This window comes from Blautia faecicola (assembly GCF_004123145.1).
In the GTDB taxonomy this organism is placed as follows: Bacteria; Bacillota; Clostridia; order Lachnospirales; family Lachnospiraceae; genus Oliverpabstia; species Oliverpabstia faecicola.
Genome location: NZ_SDKC01000001.1, coordinates 78,863 through 102,122, shown reverse-complemented (window position 1 = coordinate 102,122; position 23,260 = coordinate 78,863). Strand labels below are relative to the sequence as shown.

The window sequence follows — 23,260 nt, the reverse complement described above, 5'->3', positions numbered from 1 at the left end:
CCTTCAAAGTTACTGTTTTCCGTCTACTGTTCCCCGGTCACCCGCATCTGTAACCGGCTTGCCGGAAGTTCCTCTCTGGCTTCTGTCTGTTCGAGAAGCTGCGCTTCACTGTCCGCCGTCACACAGTACAGACCGATACCGGATCCTGCTTCCGCCTCACTGCTGATCCGCAGCTCATACGTTTTCCCTTTTTCCACCGGAACTTTCTCTCCGATAAAGGAATACAGTGCCGAATTGGTTGTAAAACTGTCTGTCTCTTTTTCTCCCTGATATACCACAGTACCGGTTTCTTTGTCAATCAGTTCCACCGTAAGTGTATCAGAAACGCTCTTTTCTCCGGTATAGACACGGATCTTCAGATTGGACAGTACGCTTCCCTCCATCGTCAGCTCCTGGCTCACGGAAGAACTCTCATCCACCTGTATGATATTGTCCGGTTCCAGATCCTGACGGCTGTTATCCAGGAGAACAATTTTTCCCTGGAACATGCCAAGCGCGCAGATCGAAGCCGGGATCACAAAGGCAAATACGCTGACCAGAAATGCCGTACGGATCTGCCATACCAGTCCTTTTGCGATCTCTGTTCCTTTTCGGATATGGTATTTCGGATGTCCAAAGACCACATAGACCAGAAGCACCACCCACATCGCGGAGCAGAGCATTTTTTCATCATGGAACATGTACAGATCCCACATTCTCACAGCAAACTGCTGTCCCGGCAGGATGTATTTCAGAATTCCATAGTTCATTACCTGCTCATCCACCAGGTTCTGGCTGCAAAAGATATACAACGCCACGATCAGCACATTTGTCACCATCACCAGCAGATTACCATTTTCATTCATGAAAATATTTAACACCAGAAACGGTACTAGCATCAGAAGCCACTGCGGGTTCCAGGAAGAGAATCCGAAGATTGCAAAACTCATTCCCACACACAGGAAAATCCCCCAGGAAAACAGCTCCCGGTTATCTTTTGCTTTTTTCTGGTATGCCCAGACCAGCATAAAAGCCGCTACCACAGCCACCAGATTGATTCCGTCAAAGAATCCAATGGTAAATGGTTTCTGCACGAATTTCAGCACGCCAAATCCTAAAACATTTCGTTTAAAGTAAATATTTCCGATATTCGGCAGCACTTCGATCATCAGCGGAAGCGCCATTGCCACGGCGTATTTGATCAGATTGCGGATCTTTTTTTCCCGCAGGACCAGCAGTACCAGGAAAAACAGCAGTGCGTGATATTTGAACGTTGCCGCAACGCCGAAAGACAGCGCAAACTTCCATAAGCCGCCTCTCACATAAAAATAAAGCCCCAGTACCATGAAAAATACGGTAAAGATATCATACTGGCTGAAAATAAACTGGCTGAACACTCCGATCGGAAATACCAGAAATGCAAACTTGCAAAGCTTTGCCTTCTTCTCTCCGAATCCCACTTCCACACCGATCTGATAGATCAGATGAGAAGTCGCATAATACAGAAGAACCGGAAGCAGTTTGTACCACATATTGTTGATAAAACTGTTTGTCAGCATCGCCTGCGGTGCATGGCCGGTCAGATATAACGGAAGATTCCAGATTGCATACGCCAGAAACGTACTCGGCAGATAGTTCGCATAATAGCCATGGGACTGCTCATAACTTGCCTTGTAAAAATCCGTAAAATGCTCATACATCAGAAACGACCGGTTTCCCGTCAGCATCAAATCCCCATACGCACAGGTAAAAAACAGAAACATCAGGATCACCGCTGAGATCACCCAGTCCAGCTTATTCAGTTCTTCCGCATCCCAGAGTTTCATGCTCTTCCAGCTTTCTTTTGTCCGTTCCCAAAATCCGGGCTTACGCTTTGCCAGTCTTGCTTTCATTTTTCACTGTCCTCTTTCTCTTCAAAATTCAGTCTCTCTTCTTCCACGACCAGCGGACGGTCCAGCACACGGGTATTGATGCTCAGCACATACTCACCCAGCAGACCGATGAAAAACAGCTGCATTGCTCCCAGGAAGAACATGCCGATGAGTAACGGCGCCATGCCTGCCGTAAACCGATCCCAGTACAGCAGTTTCAGGATAAAATAAACAATCCCCGCCACCACGCTGATACCGCCTACGATAAATCCAAGAAACGTAGCCATCCGGAGAACCACTTTCGAATACGAAGTGATTCCGATCATCGCATAATCATATAAACTGTAGAAATTATTTTTACTCTTTCCCGCTTTTCTCTTCTGCTGCTCATAGGGAATCGCCGTATAGTCAAAACCGAGTTCTGCAATGATTCCCCGCAGATACGGCATCGGATCATGAAGATCCCGCACCACATCCACAAATGCTTTATCGTACAGACCGAAACCGGTAAACTGTTCGATATGGTCGATATCCGTGATCTTCCGGATCAACTTATAATAACATCCCCGGATCCAGTACATCATCCGGTTTTCTTTGCTTGCTTTCTTGATGCCGATGACAATTTTGGAACCTTTTTCCCACTCTCTTACAAACTTTACGATCATGTCCACCGGATCCTGGAAGTCCGCACACATACGGACCACACAGTCACCCGTCGCCTGTTTCAGTCCGTAGACCGGTGAGCGCAGCTGCCCAAAGTTTCTGGCATTGAAGATCGCCTTGATATTTTTATTCTTCGCACACAGTTCCCGCAGATACATCCGCGTTCTGTCCTTGGAATGGTTGTCGATAAACAGGATCTCATACCGGTATTGCGGCAGTTCTGTCTCCATCACCGTGACAATGGCTTCTGCCAGAGGTTTTACATTTCCCTCTTCATTGTATGTGGGTATTACCACAGAGATTTTCTTTTTCATTTGTCTCTCTCCTTCATCCAGCGGATCATCTCCCGGATCCCGCTGGAAAATTCATACGCCGGCTCAAAACCGGTATCGTTTTTCAGACTCGATATGTCCGCACACAGATGCATGACCGGCTGTGTACCGTATGCTTTTTTACCGATCCCCGGTGTAGCGTCCGGAGCCGCCGTATCCCGGATCTGGTAAATGTATTCGCGAAGCGGTTTTGCTTTTCCGCTTCCCACACAGTAGATCGAACCATCTTTTCCTTTTTCCCCGATCAGATAAAATGCATTTCCTGCGTCCCTGCTGTACAGATAGTCCCACTCCTGTTCTCCCGGGGTAAATGCGGTCTCTTCTCCTGCAAGGAACTGCCGCAGCGCAGTCATCACCATTGTGCTCTCTTTATCATAGATTCCATATACGCTGAAGATCCGCGGCCAGATCCATTCCATTCCAAGCTCCTTACACAGGAGTTTTGAGAGTTTTCCCGCTGCCAGTTTGCTTGTTCCGTAAGCGGTTGTCGGATGTTCCGGCGCATCCGGACCGATTTTTTCCAGATCCAGCGGTCCGTATTCCGCCTGAGAACCCGCTCCGATAAACCGTCTGCATCCAAGCTTTGCAGCTGCCTCCACCGCCTCCAGCGTATAGTCGATATTTTTGCTCTGCAGCCGGACACTTTTATTTCTCGCCGCACCGGTATAACCCCAGGCGATATGGTAGAACGTATCAAAGGTTCCGTTTACTTTTTCCGGCAGCGTTTCCAGTTCTTCCAGACTACATTCCACCAGTTCCAGATGCGGATCTTCCGGCAGACGGTCTTTCCTTGCCGTATCCTTCCGGATCACCGCGCACACAGAGATTCCGTGTTTCAGGCACTCCTCAATGAGCGCTTCCCCGATCATACTGGTCGCTCCTGTCACGATCACTCTTTCCATAATACGCCTTCCTCCTCCATCTCTTCTCTCGAAAGAAACGGATACATATCTTCCAGGGATGCCGACACCATGGTTCCGTCCGGAAGCTGTCTGGACGCCAGTTTCGGTTCCGTCTTCTGAAGTTTCGACACAAAGACCTGACAGATCACCGGTGCCGGAGCTTCCATGACCATCCGCAGATCTTCTTCGAGTGTCGCACTGTTTCTACATTCTTTATAAGTAAATCCATACGCCGGTGCCAGCCTGGAAAGATCCGGGAAACTGAGATCCCCGCTCTCCTCGCCCACACCTACCAGATGACCGCCGAAATAAGCCGTCTGCGTCTGGCGGATGGAATGATATCCCTCGTTATTGATCACAAAGATCCGGATCGGCAGATTATGATGCCGGATGGTCTGCAGCTCCTGCAGATTCATCTGCATGCATCCTTCCCCGTTCACACAGATCACTTCTTTTTTTCCGGAACCGATACACACGCCGATCGCCGCCGGAAGCCCGTAACCCATCGATGCGGTCACGGCATTGGTATAAAATCTCTGATCTTTTTTCAGATAGATTGCCTGACTTCCCGCCACACGGGAGGTTCCCACACTGACCAGGATCTGTTCCCCTTCCGGGAGCACTTTTGACAGGCTGTCATAAAATGCATAGATATTCGTCCGTCCCGGTTCCAGCTCTTTATATTTTTCTTTTGTTACCACCGGATATTTTTCTTTCCAGTGACGGCATTTCTCTCTCCAGGATGTTTTTCCATCTGCAAACCACGGGTGTGCACGATCACAGCCCGCCGCTTCCAGTACCCGGATGCAGCTCGTGATCAGTTCTTTTGCATCCGCTGCCACCGGAAGATCCACATGAAGTGTCTCTTTTTTCAGTTCCTCCCCGTCGATATCATTGAGGATCGTATAGGCATGTGCCGCCCATTTTTCATAGGCAAATCCGGTCTGCAAAAAGCTCTGTCTGCTTCCGATGGAAAATAACACATCACAGGTCTGCACGGCAAAGTTTCCCGGACGGTTTCCCGTTCCTCCGTTTCTTCCCACATACAGCGGATGTGCGGACTCCATCAGATCGATACTGCTCATCCCCGTCACCACCGGGATTCCGAGAAGTTCCACCAGATGCTGAAATTCATCATAGGCTCCTGCCAGCCGGATCCCGTGACCGGCAAAAATCAGAGGCTGGGATGCCAGTTTCAGTTTTTCCAGAATTTGTTTCACCGTCTCCTCGCTTACCGGAGCCGGAAGTTCTTTTGCATCCTCGCTCGGATCATACGCTTTCAGATCATCGGTTTCCACGACCGCACTCTGTACATTCAACGGAAGATCCAGCCAGCACGGTCCCGGACGACCCGTTTTGGCCAGATAGATCGCCCGCTCCAGATGATACCGGATCGTAAGCGGATCCGTCACCATGACGGCATATTTTGTCATGGGTTCTACGGACGGCGTGATGTCATATTCCTGCACACCCATCGTGCGGATCTTTAAGCCGCTGTGACGCACCGTGGTATCGTATCGCACCTGTCCGGACAGGACAAGCATCGGGATGGAATCCATCCACGCACACAAGACCCCCGTAATGGCATTCGTCGCACCCGGACCGGAAGTCACGCAGACCGCCGCCATCCGGTTATCTACTCTCGCATAGGCTTCTGCCGCCATCGCTGCTGCCTGTTCATGATGATGATAGAGACAGGACAGTCCCGGATGATGTCCAAGCGAATCGTTCAGATGCATCGCGCCGCCGCCCGTCACGGTAAATACCTGGCTGATCCTTTCCTGTGCCAGACGATCCGCAATATAATCAGACACTTTCTGCTTCATATCCTCTACTTCCTTCCATCCCATTTATTCTCGCAGACCATGAATTTTCCGGAAGCCTGGATCGGAATCTCATCCACATAAGTGATCCGGATGTCCGCTTCCTCACCCAGATAATGCCGGTAGGCAGCGATCAGATCCTCTTCCACCAGTTTTTTCCGGTCTGCGTTGACCAGCAGTTCATATTCTTTCTGTCCCCACTGGATGCATTTTGCCTGATAGACCACACCCTCAAACTTTAACAGCGTGTTCATAAATACATGGATCGACAGCGGCTCGCCCATACAATTATACATCAGAGAACCGCGGCGGCCGTAGATCTCCACGTATTTTCCATGCATCCGTCCTTTTTCATCCTGATACATCCGCATGATACCCGTATCTCCGGTATCGTAACGCACCATCGGGAACGTTTTGTTATAATAATCCGTAACAACCAGCCGTCCCAGTTCTCCCGGAGCTGCCGGTTCGTCACTGTTCATCTTCAGCACTTCCGGGTAGAAGTTATACAGGTCGATCGTGTATTCCTTATCCTCTCCCAGCTGGATCGCGATAAATCCGTTTTCGTTATTTCCGTAAGAGCGCACCGGAGAGAATCCGAAGATCTCTTTTGTCAGTTCATATGTCGCATCCGGCAGCGCCTCTCCCATGGAAAATACCATCTCTACCTTCCATTTGCTGATATCTCTTCCCGTCCGCTTGATATAGCCGGTCAGTGCGGTCAGTGCACTCGAATACGTCACCAGCACCTGGATCTTCTTTTTCTCGATATCTTTACAGATCTTTTCCAGAGAATCATCTCCCATGTTGGAGATATCCACCATGACCAGATTATTTTTGAAAGATTTCCACATACTTATGGTATTTTTCCCCTTTATCCACGCGCGGAATTCCCCACGCTTCATTCCCAGACGGAAACCGTTCAGTTCCATACAGGAAATAAAGTTCATATTGACCCGGTTCATCTTGTCACCGTCACACAGAACGGTAAATGGCGTTCCGGTAGAACCACTGGTACTCAGCCGGTACAGATTACCCTGTTCTTTGCTGTTCTCCACCAGCACTTCCTCATAATGCTCAAGAAAATCTCCCTTGGTCATCACCGGGAAATCTTCCAGTTTTGTCCATTCCGGATGTTTTTTATAATACGGAGAATGGTTTTTTACATAGTCCAGAAGCAGATCGATCCTCCGCTCCATATATTCCGGTGTCACACCTTCCGCGATCTCTCTTTTATTGACTTCTTTTAATTTTTTCAGCTTACCGCCTTTTGCAGCATCCAGAAGATTGAACACCACTCTTCTAAGAACTTCACCTGTCTGCATCTTTTCATTCTCCTTCTTTCTTCTCCGGTTTTGCCTTCCAGATCCCCAGTGCGATCACTGCCACAACCCGAAGCGTATTTGCTCCCAGGCATGCCCAGGCAAATCCGATCATCCCATAATTTTTTGCTGCCAGCACCGATGTGGTCAGCAGAATCACAAAATGTGCAAGCTGTATCCACAGCTGCCATTTTTCATCCGTAAATGTTAAAACAAGTATAAATAAAAATGCGGAAAACAATCCCAGCACCTGTGCCAGATTGACCACCGTGACCAGTCCTTTGATGGACGGAAACAGGTCATGGTAAAACAGCCAGACAAACAGCGGTGTTCCCACCTGACAGCCCAGGAAAAAGACACCTGCCACACCGCCTCCTACAAGCACTGCCTTTCCAAACTGATTCCGGTTTAACAGTTCCTTGCGTTTGGTCAGATAGGAGATCACGATCGTGTTGATCGGTGCGATCAGAAGCACCAGAGTCTTTCCGATCAGGGAAACCACATAGTAGATCGTCACCTGTTCGTTTCCGAGGATCTGCTTGATCACCAGACGGTCCATGTTCATCGTGGTATTCGTGATCAGATACGACAGCGTCAGGAAAAATCCGCGCTCCAGCGCCACGGAAAAATGGTCACTCCGCTGAAAAAACTTATGAAATACGGATCCGGTAACTGCCACATAACCGAGTGCAGCCGCCTCACCGACCAGATAGATCCACAGCCACTGATCCGTGATACGGTAAATCACAAATCCCGCAAGATATCCGACACCGATCAGCAGATAATAAATAAAATACCTCTGATAATTCAGATTCAGCCGGTATTCCACATCCCCGTAGTACCGGAAAACCGTCAGCAGAAACAGGGCAAATACCCCGATTCCCACAGGGATCCCGCTGATACTATCCCTTGACATAAAAAGTGCCACACCGCTTCCCAGTACACCGAACAGCAACAGGATCCAGTCGTAGTCTCCATTGGTTACCTCATATGATCTTCGCACCACCAGACGGCTCGTATTCAACGCCTGCCCGATGGACGGACAGATGATCGCCACCAGTCCTGTAATATACAAAAGTTCTCCCAGCTGCTTTGCTCCCATATAGCGGTTGAGCAGCGGCGTGACGATCAGCTGCAAAACGCCGTTCATAAAGATCAGCCCGCCCATCGTATACAGGGTGTTAGCAGCGATCCGTTTTTTCTGTTCTTTCTGTTCTTTCTTTTCCACCTGTTTCTCCTGTCACTTCATTCTTATCCGCAGAAACCGGTCTGATTTTTGTATTTCTCGCACCGGTTTTCTATGTATTTGCGCTTTCCGGAAGCAAGCACCGGGATCTCGTCCACCAGTTCTACTTTGATTCTGGCTTCTTCCCCCAGATACGGGCGGATCCGTCCGAGGATCTCCTCCTGATTCATCTTCTGCGGATCTCCGTTTAACCAGATCGTATAATCCTTCACATCTTCCTGGATAAAACGGTACTGTTTTACCCCTTCGATATCCCACAGATTGTTGGTGATGATATACGGCGTTACCGCTTTTCCCTCGCAGTCGTAGATCAGATCGCTGCGCCGTCCGTAAAGTTCATCCAGATACAGCTTGTATCTGCCGTTTTTCTCTTTTCTGGTTGCCACCGCCGTATCCCCGTTATCGTAGCGGAGAATCGGAAACGCATAATTAAACAGATCTGTGATCACGATTCTTCCAAGTTCTCCCGGCTCTGCCGGTTCATCGGAATCCATCTTCAGAATTTCATAATAATACGTTTCTGTGTCGATCCGGTACCCCTCATTATCTTCATTCTGCAATCCCATAATTCCGTTTTCTTCATTGGAATACCAGGCACGTACCGGGCAGTCAAACTGTTTTTCCAGTGTCCGGCGCACCGGTTCCGGCATCGTCTCAGAAATCGGAATGATCGCTCTCACCTTGCAGCGGCTACAATCTTTTCCTGTTTTCTGAATATAATTGCTCAGTTCCCCCAGTGCCGATGAATAGCCGACCAGACATTTTACTTTTTTCTTCTCGATCACCTGGAACATCTCCTCGAGTGCCTGCGCATCCATCCGGGAGCTGTCCATCATGATCAGATTTTCCTGTAACAGCTGAAATTTGCTTTTCTTTACGTTATTGACCCACACACGGATAAAAGCCTCTTTCATACCGATATAATATCCGGCTGCCGCTCCCAGGAAAATCCCGCCCGCCGTATTGTGGCGGATCTTATCCCGGTTCTGGATCATCCGAAGCGGCGTTCCGGTGGAACCGCTCGTACACATCACCCGGTTATCCGGTACATCTTTGTATGTTTTTGAAAGAAACCGGTCATAGTTTTGCCGGAACGTATCTTTATTGACGACCGGCAAATCTGTCAGCGCGCTGTCTGCCGGATAGTTCTTATAGAATTCGGTTGTCTCCACCGCATGGGCAATCAGCGCCCGAATCCGCTCTTCGGTTTCTGCGATCGATGTTCCTTCTTTCCATGCCCGCCGGATCTGGTCATAATATGTCCTTACCTTTTTCCCTTTTAAGGCATCCAGCAGCCAGAAACCAAACCATCTGAGTTTTTCGTCCAGTATCATTGTTCTTCCTTCCTGTTATACAAGCGCTTCTTTGATCGCATCTGCCATGGCATCCAGCATCGCATCTGTCATTCCCGGATACACACCGATCCAGAACGTATCTGTCATGATCCGGTCTGTATTTTCCAGACTTCCTGCCACACGGTAGCCTTTTCCTGTCGCACGCATCCGGTCAAAGCACGGATGTTTGATCAGGTTTCCGGCAAAGAGCATACGGGTCTGTACGCCTTTTTCCTCGATCTTTTGTACCAGCTGATTTCTGTCCACACCTTCCCGGCAGGTGATCAGAAAACCAAACCAGCTCGGTTCAGAATTCTCACATGCCTCCGGCAGGATCAGTTTGTCTTCGGTTCCTTTTAATGCTTCTTTCAGATAGTTAAAGTTATGAATTCTGCGTTCTACAAAGGACGGGAACTTGCGCAGCTGGGCACATCCCACAGCTGCCTGCATATCCGTTGCTTTCAGGTTGTATCCAAAATGAGAGTACACATATTTATGATCGTATCCTAATGGCAGTTCTCCATACTGGCGGTCGAACCGGTGACCACACAGGTTATCCTGTCCCGGTGCGCACACGCAGTCTCTTCCCCAGTCACGGAAAGAACGCACGATCTTATGAAGCAGCGGATTCTTTGTATAGACGGCTCCGCCTTCTCCCATTGTCATATGATGTGGCGGATAAAAGCTGGAGGTTCCGATATCTCCGATCGTTCCGGTCAGTCTGCTCTCTCCGTCGATCGTATAACGGGAACCCAGCGCATCGCAGTTATCCTCGATCAGCCACAGATTGTGACGGTCACAGAAATCTTTTACCGCTTTCAGATCAAAAGGATTACCCAGGGTATGTGCCAGCATCACCGCTTTTGTCTTCTCCGAAACCGCCTGTTCCAGAAGGTTCGGATCAATGTTATACTGCGGGATCGCCACATCGACAAATACCGGCACTGCGCCGTACTGGATCATCGGTGCTACGGTGGTCGGGAAGCCTGCTGCTACTGTGATCACCTCGTCTCCCGGCAGGATCTGTCTCTCCTTTAACAGCGGAGAAGTCAGCGCCATAAACGCCAGCAGATTCGCAGAAGATCCGGAGTTTACTAAAGAACAGTATTTTACTCCCAGATATTTTGCGAATTCCGATTCAAATTCTTTTGTAAACCGACCGGAAGTCAGCCAGAATTCCAGAGAACTATCTACCAGATTTACCATCTCATCCGCATCGTACACACGAGATGCATACGGGATCCGGTCTCCTTTTTCATACGGTTTTTTCTGATTGTGATATTTTTCGCAGTATTCCTTTGTCATCTCCAGAATCTGTTCTCTCGCCTGCTGTTCTGTCATTTCTTCAAACATGTTTTCTGCTCCTTTTTTATATTCGTTTCGTAACTATTCAGTACCTTCACAGTTACGAGCAAAAATGCATTTAAACGATAAAAACACGCTTTGCGAGTTTTTATCGTTATCGCGGCACTCCTCAAGGTTCCGTGCAAGCACGGACTTTGACTCGTTGCTTGCGTAAATCACCTTCGGTGATGGCATTTTTGCTTGTATGTCTCGGGATTTTGGCATAAATATGCCAAAACACCTCGCAGGATAATGGCTGCTGAATAGTTACTTCGTTTCCTTTTTATTTCTTCCGGTAAAACTGGAATTCTTCCTCATAGTACGGGAAGGTCTGATCCAGCTCATACGTTTCACTAAACCACTGGTAAGTCTCCGGATCATTCCGCTCCCAGATAGGCAGTGACGACCGACTGGTAAATACATACGGTGCATCCGCCTCTGTCAGCTGTTCCTGTAACTCCTGTAAGGATTCCGGGATCACCGCCATATCGCTGAAATCCATGGTAAAGCACTGGGTATTCCAGTGAAGCAGACTGTAGATTTCTGCCACATTTAACCCGAAACCATGCGTATTTTCCGGAACCACTTCTGCAATTTCCTGTACAAATGCCTCCAGCTCGCCCACATTATGATAATTTTCTTTGATCTTACTGTTCTGGGAAAACTGCAGCACCGTTCCTGTACTCATGGCAAGCACTGCAGCTGCGCAGGCAAGTCCCAGTGTACCGTTCACGACTCCCGCCAGATCCATCTCTTCCCAGTGTTTCCATTTTCTTTTCTTAACAAATGTCATTCCCCTCTGCCCCAGATATGCCAGCAGGATCACTGCCGACAGGCTGACGCAGTCCAGGTTATGGTAGGATGGTCGGTTGACGTAATATGTAATTCTTCCCAGTGCACTGATACTCAGGAAAAAGATCAGCTGCACCTGTCCGTCATTTTTCTGTTTCGCATAAAACCAGGTACTGATGCCCATCGCTGTCCCGATCAGAAACAGCGCGATCACACCCATATAGGCACTCGGATACATCGGCAGATCCAGATGCAGGATATCCACCATATAAGAATCCGACAATAACGGAATCAGGAATTCTCCCAGTGTATTTGCCGGACTGTGTTTGGACAGATTATAGAGATTCACGATTCCATAGGCTCCGAAAAATGATGCAGCCACACAGACCGCGTGTACCGGTACGGTTCGGATCAGAAGACCGATCCGCCATTCTCCCCCGGTAAGACACCGGGAAACAAAAAGCGCCATCCATGCCACGGCAAGAATCACGCCGGTTTCCGTGTTCCAGAGGATCGCCAGCAGACAGATCAGATATCCGGTCAGACCGGTCCACACATTCCACCACTGTTTTTTCATTAAAATCGCCGCATACAACAGAAGGATCATCGGAAAGATCATCCGATGCGGCCACACCTGCCAGTAATAACCGCCCCGCATCCCGAGCACCGGAAATGCCGCGGCAACTGCGCCAAGTGCCCGGAGGATCCGGCTTTCCACCGTCAGTTCCAGCACCAGAAATGCACAGACGTGTGCCAGTGTTCCAAGTGCCGTGATCATCAGCACGAACATCCGGAAATCTCCGCCCACCAGTTTCATCGGTATCTTAAATAACAGCCCATAATGCCCATAGATACTTGTCATTGTATCTGTATAAGGCAAGCCCTGATATACATTGTATACAGAGTTATAATACGCGTGAGCGTGAAAATGATCCCCCGCCTCCGCACGCCCGAAAATATTCGGCGTATCCATACAATAAAATATCAGAATCGTCAGAACTGCATAAATAAGCCATACCATCCAGTCATTCTTTTCTTCTCTGATCTGTATGTTTGCATACACCCGGAAAAATACAACCAGTTCTGCCAAAAACAGCAGATTCATCAGTGGCAACGGTTGTGTGTGCCAGCCATATTTTTCCGATACGCTTCCTACCTGACCGGTTTCCATGGATACTCCGATGGTGTAAAAGATCATCTGTGAAAAAATCAATACTGCAAATACCAGTTCATTGACTTTTTTATTTTTTCTGCTTAGCCATGTGCCTGGCTCCCACCGTTCTGTCAGAAGCATGCCCCCCAGAAATACCAGGCAGAATATTAATAACATGGCAGCATAAACAAGCAGATTTCCATTGCCCAGTCGGTTGATGTGATCCGACAGTTCCGGTATCAGAAAAGATGCTCCAAAGAATCCTGCTGACACCAGCAAAGCTGCCGCCCCGCACAGAATCTTTCGATTATTATTCATATTTTTCTTCCTTTTTCACATTTATCCTTTTCTATTTTCTTTCTGTCATTTCCCAGCTGTCATTTTATTTTTTCTAAAGAATGTGCCTTGGCACATTCTCGCGCCTGCGGCGGTCGCTTGCGACATCTACATTGTACGTCGCAGTGCGCATCCTCGCGGAGCGTTTTACTTTACAGGAAAGCAATTTCCTGTAAGGTAAAATATTTTCGGATCTGTTCATCCGTAAATGCGGTCATATCTTTCCCCGCAAGCCATGCCTGATACCACACGGCAGTCTCTTTCACCGCCTGCGCTACCTGCCAGTGCGGTTTCCATCCGAATGCGGTACGGATCTTTGAACAGTCCAGTTTCAGGAAATTCGCCTCATGCGGGCCGCCCTGATACAGATTTTCCCACGCGGCGTCCCCTCCCCAGGAATCGCAGAACAGATCTGCCAGCTGACCGGTGGTGATACAGTCGTCATCTCCCGGTCCCACGTTATAGGAGCCTGCACACGCAGGATTTTCATACTGCGCCTGCGCGATCATCAGGTATGCCCCCAGCGGTTCCAGTACATGCTGGTACGGTCTTGTGGAATGTGGATTCCGTACCGCTATTTTCTCTCCTTTTGCAACTGCGCGCACACAGTCCGGGATGATCCGATCCGGAGCAAAATCACCGCCGCCGATCACATTGCCCGCTCTCGCCGTGGACACCGCCACACCGGCTTCTTTTAAGAAGGATTTTTCATAGCTGTGTGTCACCAGTTCGGAACAGGACTTACTGTTGGAATACGGATCGTACCCGTCCAGTTCATCGGTTTCCCGGTAGCCCCACTCCCATTCGTTATTTTTATAGACTTTGTCGGTTGTCACATTCAGGAACGATTTTACGCTTTTCGTCTGACGCACCGCTTCCAGAATATTTACCGTTCCCATCACATTCGTCTCATACGTTCCCACCGGATCTTTATACGATTCCCGCACGATTGGCTGTGCCGCCAGATGAAGAACGATCTCCGGCTGTGCCTCCTGCATGGTACTTATAAGTTTTTCTCGGTCGCGGATATCTCCGATCACGGAATGCATGTTGTTTTCCAGCTGTAACGTATCAAACAGCTTTGCCTCTTTTGGCGCTTCCAGCGCATATCCGGTCACCTCGGCTCCCGCAAGGATCAGGATCCGGGAAAGCCAGGATCCTTTGAATCCGGTATGTCCGGTGAGAAATACTTTTTTTCCTTTAAAAAATGCCAGATTATTCATGTCTCTTATTCCCATACTTTCCATGGAGCATTTCCGCTTCTCCACATTTCTTCCAGTTTTTTCTTCTCGTTCATCGTATCCATACACTGCCAGAAACCATTATGCCGGTACGCATCCAACTGCCCTCTTCTGGCTGCCTCTTCCAGCGGATATTTTTCAAATACCGTCGCATCTCCCTCGATCAGATCCAGGATCTCCGGCTCAAGTACCATAAATCCTGCGTTGATCCATCCGCTGTCTTCCTGTTTTTTCTCTTTGAAGTTTGTGATTTCTCCGTCTTCCCGCAGATCCAGCGCACCAAAACGTCCCATCGGCTGTACGGAGGTCAGCGTTGCCATGCGGCCGCCCTCCTGATGGAATTTTACCAGTTCATCGATGTTGATATCCGCCACACCGTCTCCATATGTCAGAAGGAACGGTTCACCGTTCAGATGTTCTTTTACCCGTTTGATTCTTCCTCCGGTCATCGTATTCAGTCCGGTATCTACCAGGGTTACTTTCCACGGTTCAGAGATGTTGTTGTGCACCGTCATTTTATTTCCCTGCGTAAAGTCAAATGTCACGTCACAGCTGTGCAGGTAATAATCTGCGAACCATTCTTTGATCATATGCTGCTTGTATCCACAGCAGATCACAAATTCATTATATCCATAGTAGGAATAAAGTTTCATGATATGCCAGAGAATCGGTTTGTCCCCGATTTCCACCATAGGTTTTGGTTTCAGTACACTCTCCTCACTGATCCGGGTACCGAAACCGCCTGCCAGTATTACTACTTTCATATGCATTCTCCTTATTTGATCCGTTGGGCATAAAAAGCCTTATTTTATTTATTGTATCAAAAAGGGGGCTTATTTACAAGTAGGAGGGAAATGCATCCGGACGCCCGGAGAAGCCGGATGGCAGGACAGTCAGAAGGTGGCAACGTGGGCAGAGGCGTTTTGAGCTAGCCACCAACTCCGACTAATATTCACGAGTGTCAGCTGACACTCGCGAAAGTCTACGTAGGTGTCGGATCTCAAAATCGCCTCTAACCGCCCACAAAGTGTTGCTCGCCTTTCTGACTGTCCTGTCATCCGGCTTCTTCGAGCTGTGTATTGGAACACGAAAAGGTACGCTACATGGTAATATAATAATAAATTTTCAGTGATCGACTTGTAAAAGTATTTTTGTTTTTACTTTAACAGACAATTTTATCCAAGATACCTTTTAATTGAGCGATTGCTACACCGTAGTTGGTCATTGCTACGCCCTGGTCTTTTGCCTGTTGGATGCGGTGGAGGACGTATTTGCGGTTGAACATGCAGGCGCCGCACTGGATGATCAGGTCGTATGGGGTCAGGTCTTTGGGGTAGTCGGTGCCGCTTACGACAGTCACTTCCAGGGTTTCGCCGTATTTTTTCTTCAACATCCGCGGGATCTTTTCTCTGCCGATGTCTTCTTTCAGTGGTGCATGGGTGCAGCATTCGGCGATCAGGACGCGGGAGTCGGCGGATAGGTTCATCAGTTTTTTGGCTCCCTCTTTGTAGTAGTCCAGGTCGCCTTTGTAGTCGGCGAAGAGGACAGAGAAAGAGGTGAGCAGGCTTCCTTCCGGTTTGTGTTCGTAGACATAGTCAAAGACCTGGGAGTCGGTGATGATCAGTTTTGGTGGATTTTTCAGCTGTTCCAGGGCTTCCACCAGTTTGTCGGTGGTGGCGCTTAGAACGATGCATTTTTTATCCAGCAATTCCCGCATCGTCTGTACCTGTGGGAGAATCAGGCGGCCTTTGGGAGCCTGGATGTCCTGGGGCATTACCAGGAGGACAACGTCTCCCTCGGATACCAGATCTCCGGTGATCGTCCGGCTGCCGAAGCCTTCGGGAACCATGCGGATCATCCGCTCTTTCAGTTCTGCGATTCCGGCTCCGGTTTTTGCGCTCACGATGCAGACTTTCTCTTTCGTCTGTTCTCTGAGTTTTTCTGCAAATGTCTGATTTTCTTTCTCAGAACGAAGATCGCTTTTGCTTACTACCGGGATTACCGGTGTCTTTTTTCCCTGAAAATACCGGAACCACTCCAGTTCTGTTTCCATATCCTCGGATGCAAATAAGATCAGTGCCAGTTCTGTTTTCTGTGCAGCCAGCGCCGTCTTTTCCATACGCATGGCTCCCAGTTCTCCCTCATCGTCAAATCCTGCCGTATCGATCAGCACGCACGGACCGAGCGGTGCGATCTCCATTGCTTTGTAGACCGGATCGGTGGTGGTTCCCTTTACATCTGCCACGATGGAGACAGCCTGCCCGGAAAATGCATTGATAAAGGCGGACTTTCCGCTGTTTGTTTTTCCAAATATTCCTATATGTAATCGGTTGCCGGAGGGCGTTTCCTGTAATGTTGTTCCCATCTGTGTTCCTCCTTTTCCTAAATTGTAATTTCCATATTTATTTTTTGACATTATGTAAACTTATTTTCACAATAATCTACACACCTTTATAGTAACGTGCAGACTCAAACTCCTGCTCATCATTTCCGTAACGAGACAAAATATGCTTCGTGAATTTTACTCGCGTAAATCTAACAGACACAGCAAACAACCCCTGCGCCTTTGCAGTTGCTATCTGCTGTGTCATATTTTCCGACTGTGTTTCCCGCTTATTTCAGCGTTCAAACAGTCGCTTTGTTCTTTTTAGAACCGGAAATCTCTCTGTCCGTTTTCAATATCCCGCAGGTGTTCTTCTGCGATTCTGCGGACTTTCTCGCTTGGGATATTGTCCAGTTCTTTTTCGATCAGTTTCATACCGATTTCTTTTGTCTTCGGTGATGCGTAGTCCTGCAGATACTCCATCAGTGTCATCAGTGCGTTCGGATGACAGCAGTTGAGAATCTGTTTGCTCTTGCACAGGGACATGAAACGGTCGCCGGTTCTTCCGGCGCGGTAACAGGCGGTGCAGAAGCTCGGGATATCTCCCATTCCCATTAACCACTGCACGATCTCATCCAGCGTTCTCTGGTCACTGACATCAAACTGTGCAGAAGTAACCTCATCTTCCGTCTCCGGTGTATCGTATCCACCAACACTCGTCTTTGACGCACCACTGATCTGAGAGACACCCAACGGAAGTACTTTTTCACGAACTGCCTGACTCTCTCTGGTAGAGATGATCATACCGGTATACGGCACTGCGATACGGATCAGCGCGCAGATTTTTGCAAAAATGTCATCACTGATACTGTTATCAAATACCGTTGGATCGATATCGTCCGCATGTTTGATACGTGGTACACTGATCGTATGCGGTCCCACACCGTGTACAGCTTCCAGATGTTCTGCGTGCATCAAAAGCCCTGCAAATTCATAACGATAAAGTTCCAGTCCAAACAGCACACCAAGACCCACATCATCGATACCGCCTTCCATCGCACGGTCCATGGCTTCGGTATGATATGCATAGTTGTGTTTCGGTCCCTTCGGATGCAGTTCTTCGTAGCTCTTTTTGTGATATGTTTCCTGGAACAGAATATAAGTTCCGATTCCGGCTTCTTTTAATTTTCGGTAATTTTCCACGGTGGTCGCCGCAATATTTACGTTCACACGGCGGATAGCTCCGTTTTTATGTTTGATACTGTAAATCGTTTTGATAGACTCCAGAATATATTCGATCGGATTGTTTTCCGGATCTTCTCCTGCCTCGATCGCCAGTCGTTTATGTCCCATATCCTGCAGAGCTGTCACTTCTTTTACAATCTCTTCCTGGGTCAGTTTTTTCCGGGCGATATGTGTATTCTTTTTATGATACGGACAGTATACACAGCCGTTGATACAGTAATTGGACAGATACAACGGTGCAAAAAGCACGATCCGGTTTCCGTAAAATTCTTTTTTAATCTCTGCCGCAAGTTCATACATTTCCTGAATCTTGTCCGGCATCTCACAAGCCAGCAACACAGAAGCCTCTCTGTGTGTCAGTCCTTTACATTCCTTTGCTTTCGCAAGGATCTGGTCGATCAGTTCCACGTTGTCTTTATTTGCATCTGCATAAGCCAGGGTCTCTCTGATCTCTTCATCTGAGATAAATTCCTCGGCTTTCAATGATTTTGGATTATACATAAGTCTCTCTTCCTTTCTTTTTGGTCAGGCTGCGTCTTTTATTTCGCCGCAATCTTTCCAATTAGTATTGCTTTCCGGTTTTTACCGGCACATTGCACTGTCTCCGCGATCCGTCACACACCGGTAGCCGACCGCAGCCACGCGCCGTTCCAGACAGCCGCGACATTCTGCCGCTTCCTCTCCCGTACAGATCTTATTGTCGTACAGTGTGTATTTGTCCCTCACCTGAACCGGTGACAGGTTTGGCATCACCACGTTGGCTCCTGCCAGAATTCCCTTTTCTCTTCCCATCGGATGGATCGTTCCGAGTGCAGTGGTGGATGGCAGCAGTACCATCGGATGAATCAGCCGGATGATTGCCAGAAGCCGTAAGGTATCTTCCAGCGTTCCTGCCTTTTCTTCTGCAAATGGGGTATCCTGATGGGGAATAAACGGTCCGATTCCCACCATCTCCGGTTGGAGTTCTTTGATAAACACCAGATCCTCATATAAGGTATCCAGCGTCTGTCCCGGCGATCCTACCATAAAGCCACACCCTGTCTGATATCCGATCTCCTTCAGTTCCCTCAGACACTCTTTTCTGTGTGCCAGTGACATCTGTGACGGATGAAGTTTCTGATAATGCACCTCATCTGCCGTCTCATGCCGAAGCAGATACCGGTCAGCCCCCGCGTCAAAATACGCCTGATAGCTTGCCCGTTCTTTCTCTCCGATCGATAACGTCACCGCACAGTCCGGATATCGTTTCTTGATTTCTTTTGTGATCGTACAGATCCGCTCATCGGTATAATAAGGATCTTCTCCTCCCTGGAGTACAAAGGTCCGAAAACCAAGTTCCCATCCGCTTTCACAGCACGAAAGGATCTGATCCATGGTCAGCCGATATCTCTGCGCTTTTTCATTGCCACAGCGGATCCCACAGTAATAACAGTTATTTTTGCAATAATTGGTAAATTCGATCAGCCCCCTCAGGTAGATCTCTTTTCCATAATATTTCCCGGCTGTCGCTCTCGCCCGCCGGTACAGTTCCTCGATCAGTTCCTGATCGGTTGTCGTCAGCAGTTCTTCCAGCTCCTCACGGCTGATCATCTGCTCCTGTTCGATCTTACTCAGTATGTCTCTGTTCATGCATGTCTCCTATTTCGAGTAAACTGCTTTTGCAGAAATTCCTTCCAGTCTTCCGATCTTTCCGGTCAGGGCATTGATCGTATCCTGCGGTGCATCCATCGCGATGCTGATCACATGAATCTTTCTCTCCCGGTAGGGAATCCCCATTCTTCCTATAATATAACTTCCATATTCATGAAGCAGCTGGTTGAGTTTCTCGACTTCCTGTGGTTCTTCCACGATAATTCCAATCACGGCAATTCTGTTCATGTTCCACCTACTCCCTTATATCTGCACTTTCTGTGCCTGCTTCTTTTCAATACAGAGAGCAGAAAATTCTGCTCTCTGTAGCTGTAGTATCTGTATGTTATTCCACATCAAACTTTTCCAGACTCTCCAGTCTTGACTGATATTTGGAGTCAGAAGATTCTGTAAAGGATGCTTCACCTTTCATCTTTTCCAGCGCTGCTGCTGCTTTTTTTACCACCTGCAGCGTACCTGCTCCGGCCACACATCCTCCAGGACATGCCATTCCTTCCAGCAGATAGCCATTGTACTTACCGGCTTTCGCCATCTGGAGCATCTTCTTGCAGTTCTGCAGACCTTCTGCATTGACCACTTTGACTTCCCGTTCCGGATCGATCCGTTTTATCGCATGTACGACAGCCTGTGCAACCCCTCCGCTGACTGCAAAACCGCGTCCATCTGCACTTGCACGGAATAAAGGTTCGCCTTCCGGAATATCCTTCCAGTCCACACCTTTCGCATCAAACATTCCGGCAACTTCCTCAAATGTCAGTACAAAATCCACATAACTGCGGATACTCTTCCGGCTTGCCTCCAGTTTTTTTCGCTGCACACGGACCAACAAAGACGATCTTGCAGTCCGGTTCTTTCTGTTTGATCAGTCGCGCAGTCAGAACCATCGGCGTCAGCGCCATGGAAATGCATTTTGCCTGTTCCGGGAACAGTTTTTTCGCCATCATAGACCAGGACGGGCAACAGGATGTTGCCATGAACGGCAGTTTTTCCGGAACTTCTTCCAGAAAATCCTTTGCCTCTTCCACCGTACACAGATCCGCTCCGATCGCAACTTCTCTCACATCGGTAAATCCCAGTGCCTGAAAAGCGCCACGGATCTTTGTATTTTTCATATCCTGGAACTGACCTGCGATCGCCGGCGCAAGAATCGCATAAACCGGTGTCTCGCTCTTTATCGCCATGATCGTCTGAAAAATCTGCCCCTTATCCACAATGGCACTGAACGGACAGCTTACCAGACACTGACCGCAGGATACACATTTCTCCTGATCGATCTCCGCTCTTCCATATTCATCAGAACCAATCGCATTCATTCCGCATGCTTTTGTACATGGACGCTCCTGTTTGATGATCGCATTATACGGACAGGCTTCCACGCACTTTCCACATTTGATACATGAAGACTCATCAATATGAGATCTTCCACCTTCCATATGGACAGCCTTCTTCGGACAGACCTCCACGCATGGATGTTCCAGACAGCCCTGACATCCTTCTGTCGTCATGACTCTCTTCTCCGGACAGGCATTGCAGGCGAATTTGATCACATTGATAAGCGGCGGTTCGTAATATTTTTCTTCTATAATACTGGGTTCCACACCTTTGGAGATTGGCGCATGCTCTGTGATTTTTCTCAGCGACATTCCCATTGCCACACGCAGACGCTCACCAACGACTGCCCGCTCCAGAAAAATACTGTCTCTGTAAGTTGCAACCTCTCCCGGGATGATCTTATATGGAAGTTCTTCCAGTACCTCCTCCGGAGATTGCTCTTCGTATGCCATACGGGCAATCTCCGTAAATATTTTGTGTCTGATTTCTGTCTTGGATGAATACAGTCCTCTCATTTTTCCTCCTGATTTTCCGTTATACATTTTTCATAGATTTTCTTTTTGAAATATTTTCTCAAAAATAATAGCATCCGTTCTGTCAGAATTCAACAGTTCCGGTCGCCTCTACCTATGCAAATACGGAATAGTTCCAGGAGTTATATGATTTTAAAATTTATTCATAACTTTCGTTATGTAACAGTTCATGTTCTTTGCCTTTTAATAATCCGGCGTACAGTTCCTGAACCAGCGGGTTCTCATCGGATTTCTTGATGATCGTTGTATTATCTGCGTTGTACAGACCTTTCGCACGGAGTGATTTTGTTCTGTCACCGGCTCTGGTCGGCTGTCCGCCTCCCATGATACAACCACGACGACAGGCCATGATCTCGATCAGATGATATTCTTTTTCCCCGTTTTTTACCTGATCCATAACTTTTCTCGCATTGGCAAGACCACTGGCTACACAGATCTTGATTTCGGTTCCCTGATAATCTACAGAGAACTCTTTGATACCTTCTTCTCCACGGACACCGCTCTCTGCGATCTCATGCATCGCTTCCTTGCTGTGATCGTTGGTCAGGCGACGAAGCACTGCCTCAGTCACACCACCGGTCACACCGAAGATCACGCCGCCGCCGGAACCGAATCCAAACGGCATATCACAAGCTTCCGGTTCGAGAACCGCAAAATCAAGACCGAAATTATCGATCATACGAAGCAGTTCCGTAGTTGTAATAACAACATCTGTATCCTGTTCTCCCTTGGTAAAGCTGTTTGGACGAACAGCTTCCGCCTTCTTCGCAGTACATGGCATGATGGAAACCATAACAGTCTTCTTGCCCTGTGCATGTTCCGGATCCCGGAAATACTCTTTGATAACTGCAGAAAGCATTCCCTGTGGGGAACGGCAGGTGGACAGGTTCGGAATATAATCTTTGTACTGATCGGTTACGAATTTGACCCAGGCCGGACAACAAGAAGTCAGAAGCGGAAGCTTTTCCCCTTTCTGGATTCTGTCCAGAAATTCTGCACTTTCTTCCATAATTGTCAGGTCAGCACTAAAAGAAGTATCATAAACTTCATCAAAGCCCATCAGGTGCAGGGCATTGACGATCTTACCCATTACGCTCTTTCCTTTGGTCAGCCCGTAATGGTCGCCGACTGCAACACGGACAGCCGGTGCTACCTGAGCTACCACGCGCACATCCGGATCTGCCAAAGCTTCCCACACTTCATCCATATTGGTTCGGATAGAAATAGCTCCGGTCGGACAGAATACTCTACACTGACCACAGTTTACACAGTCCGTCGTGGAAATCTTCCGGTCAAACGCCGGCATAACCATCGCTTCAGTACCACGGAATGCAAATCCAAGAGCACCGATACCCTGCAGTTCTTCACAGGCACGGACACAGTTTCCGCAAAGGATACATTTATTCGGATCTCTCACCAGAGACGGGGAACTCAGATCCAGTTCTCTCTGTTCTCTCGTATTCTGGAACCGGACATTTTCAACCCCCAGACGATGTGCCAGTTCCTGCAGAACACATTCTCCACTCTTTACACAGGTGGTACAGTCACGGCAGTGTGCTGCCAGAAGCAGTTCCACGATGAGTTTTCTGTATTTTCTGATACGTCCGGAATTGGTATGGATCACCATGCCGTCTCTCGGCTCTTCCGAACAGGATGCAAACATCTTTCCTCTGTCATCTTCCACGGTACACAGACGACAGGCACCAAATGTGGAAAGCTCGGAGTGGTAACACAGTGTCGGGATATTGATACCCGCCTTTCGGATCACTGACAGGACATTTTTTTCATCCGTAAATTCAACTTTTCTTCCATCGATGATCATATGACTCATAAGACACC

Annotated in this window: 16 protein-coding genes and 1 pseudogene; all 17 read right to left on the bottom strand. The window is 48.3% G+C overall.

Annotated elements, in window-relative coordinates; translation table 11 throughout:
- Positions 1-23 precede the first annotated feature (23 nt).
- Positions 24-1,871, bottom strand: coding sequence for a glycosyltransferase 87 family protein (locus ETP43_RS00365; RefSeq protein ID WP_129256729.1), 1,848 nt, complete (start codon positions 1,869-1,871; stop codon positions 24-26).
- Positions 1,868-2,827, bottom strand: a complete 960-nt coding sequence (locus tag ETP43_RS00360) for a glycosyltransferase family 2 protein (protein WP_129256728.1) — start codon at positions 2,825-2,827, stop codon at positions 1,868-1,870. The genes ETP43_RS00365 and ETP43_RS00360 overlap by 4 nt, the downstream gene beginning before the upstream one ends.
- Entirely contained in the window at positions 2,824-3,747 is a 924-nt protein-coding gene (locus ETP43_RS00355) for an NAD-dependent epimerase/dehydratase family protein (RefSeq protein ID WP_129256727.1), read from the bottom strand. The genes ETP43_RS00360 and ETP43_RS00355 overlap by 4 nt, the downstream gene beginning before the upstream one ends.
- On the bottom strand, positions 3,735-5,573 hold the full coding sequence (locus ETP43_RS00350) for a thiamine pyrophosphate-binding protein (protein ID WP_129256726.1): 1,839 nt from the start codon (positions 5,571-5,573) through the stop codon (positions 3,735-3,737). The genes ETP43_RS00355 and ETP43_RS00350 overlap by 13 nt, the downstream gene beginning before the upstream one ends.
- Positions 5,574-5,578: 5 nt before the next feature.
- A complete protein-coding gene (locus ETP43_RS00345; RefSeq protein WP_129256725.1) occupies positions 5,579-6,895 on the bottom strand; it encodes an AMP-binding protein in 1,317 nt (438 codons plus the stop codon).
- A 4-nt stretch (positions 6,896-6,899) separates the two neighbouring features.
- The gene (locus ETP43_RS00340) at positions 6,900-8,120 is read right to left on the bottom strand and encodes a lipopolysaccharide biosynthesis protein (protein WP_129256724.1); all 1,221 of its coding nucleotides are present in this window, start codon (positions 8,118-8,120) and stop codon (positions 6,900-6,902) included.
- Positions 8,121-8,143: 23 nt separating this feature from the next.
- On the bottom strand, positions 8,144-9,472 hold the full coding sequence (locus tag ETP43_RS00335; RefSeq protein ID WP_129256723.1) for a phenylacetate--CoA ligase family protein: 1,329 nt from the start codon (positions 9,470-9,472) through the stop codon (positions 8,144-8,146).
- Between the two features lie 15 nt (positions 9,473-9,487).
- Positions 9,488-10,825, bottom strand: a complete 1,338-nt coding sequence (gene rfbH / locus ETP43_RS00330; protein ID WP_129256722.1) for a lipopolysaccharide biosynthesis protein RfbH — start codon at positions 10,823-10,825, stop codon at positions 9,488-9,490.
- 274 nt (positions 10,826-11,099) lie between these two features.
- Positions 11,100-13,079, bottom strand: coding sequence for a hypothetical protein (locus ETP43_RS00325; protein ID WP_129256721.1), 1,980 nt, complete (start codon positions 13,077-13,079; stop codon positions 11,100-11,102).
- Between the two features lie 170 nt (positions 13,080-13,249).
- Positions 13,250-14,344 (bottom strand): CDP-glucose 4,6-dehydratase, encoded by a 1,095-nt coding sequence (gene rfbG / locus ETP43_RS00320; RefSeq protein ID WP_287485077.1) that lies wholly within the window; start codon positions 14,342-14,344, stop codon positions 13,250-13,252.
- Positions 14,326-15,102, bottom strand: coding sequence for a glucose-1-phosphate cytidylyltransferase (gene rfbF, locus ETP43_RS00315; RefSeq protein ID WP_022399200.1), 777 nt, complete (start codon positions 15,100-15,102; stop codon positions 14,326-14,328). The genes rfbG and rfbF overlap by 19 nt, the downstream gene beginning before the upstream one ends.
- Positions 15,103-15,500: 398 nt before the next feature.
- Complete coding sequence (hydF, locus tag ETP43_RS00310; RefSeq protein ID WP_129256720.1) at positions 15,501-16,703, bottom strand: [FeFe] hydrogenase H-cluster maturation GTPase HydF; 1,203 nt, start codon at positions 16,701-16,703, stop codon at positions 15,501-15,503.
- A gap of 282 nt (positions 16,704-16,985) precedes the next feature.
- Complete coding sequence (hydG, locus tag ETP43_RS00305; protein ID WP_129256719.1) at positions 16,986-18,407, bottom strand: [FeFe] hydrogenase H-cluster radical SAM maturase HydG; 1,422 nt, start codon at positions 18,405-18,407, stop codon at positions 16,986-16,988.
- Positions 18,408-18,488: 81 nt separating this feature from the next.
- Entirely contained in the window at positions 18,489-19,535 is a 1,047-nt protein-coding gene (gene hydE / locus ETP43_RS00300; RefSeq protein WP_129256718.1) for a [FeFe] hydrogenase H-cluster radical SAM maturase HydE, read from the bottom strand.
- 9 nt (positions 19,536-19,544) lie between these two features.
- Positions 19,545-19,784, bottom strand: coding sequence for a TM1266 family iron-only hydrogenase system putative regulator (locus ETP43_RS00295; RefSeq protein WP_022171339.1), 240 nt, complete (start codon positions 19,782-19,784; stop codon positions 19,545-19,547).
- A gap of 97 nt (positions 19,785-19,881) precedes the next feature.
- A pseudogene (locus ETP43_RS00290) lies at positions 19,882-21,403 on the bottom strand (4Fe-4S dicluster domain-containing protein).
- A gap of 157 nt (positions 21,404-21,560) precedes the next feature.
- A complete protein-coding gene (locus tag ETP43_RS00285; RefSeq protein ID WP_129256717.1) occupies positions 21,561-23,252 on the bottom strand; it encodes a [FeFe] hydrogenase, group A in 1,692 nt (563 codons plus the stop codon).
- Positions 23,253-23,260: the final 8 nt, after the last annotated feature.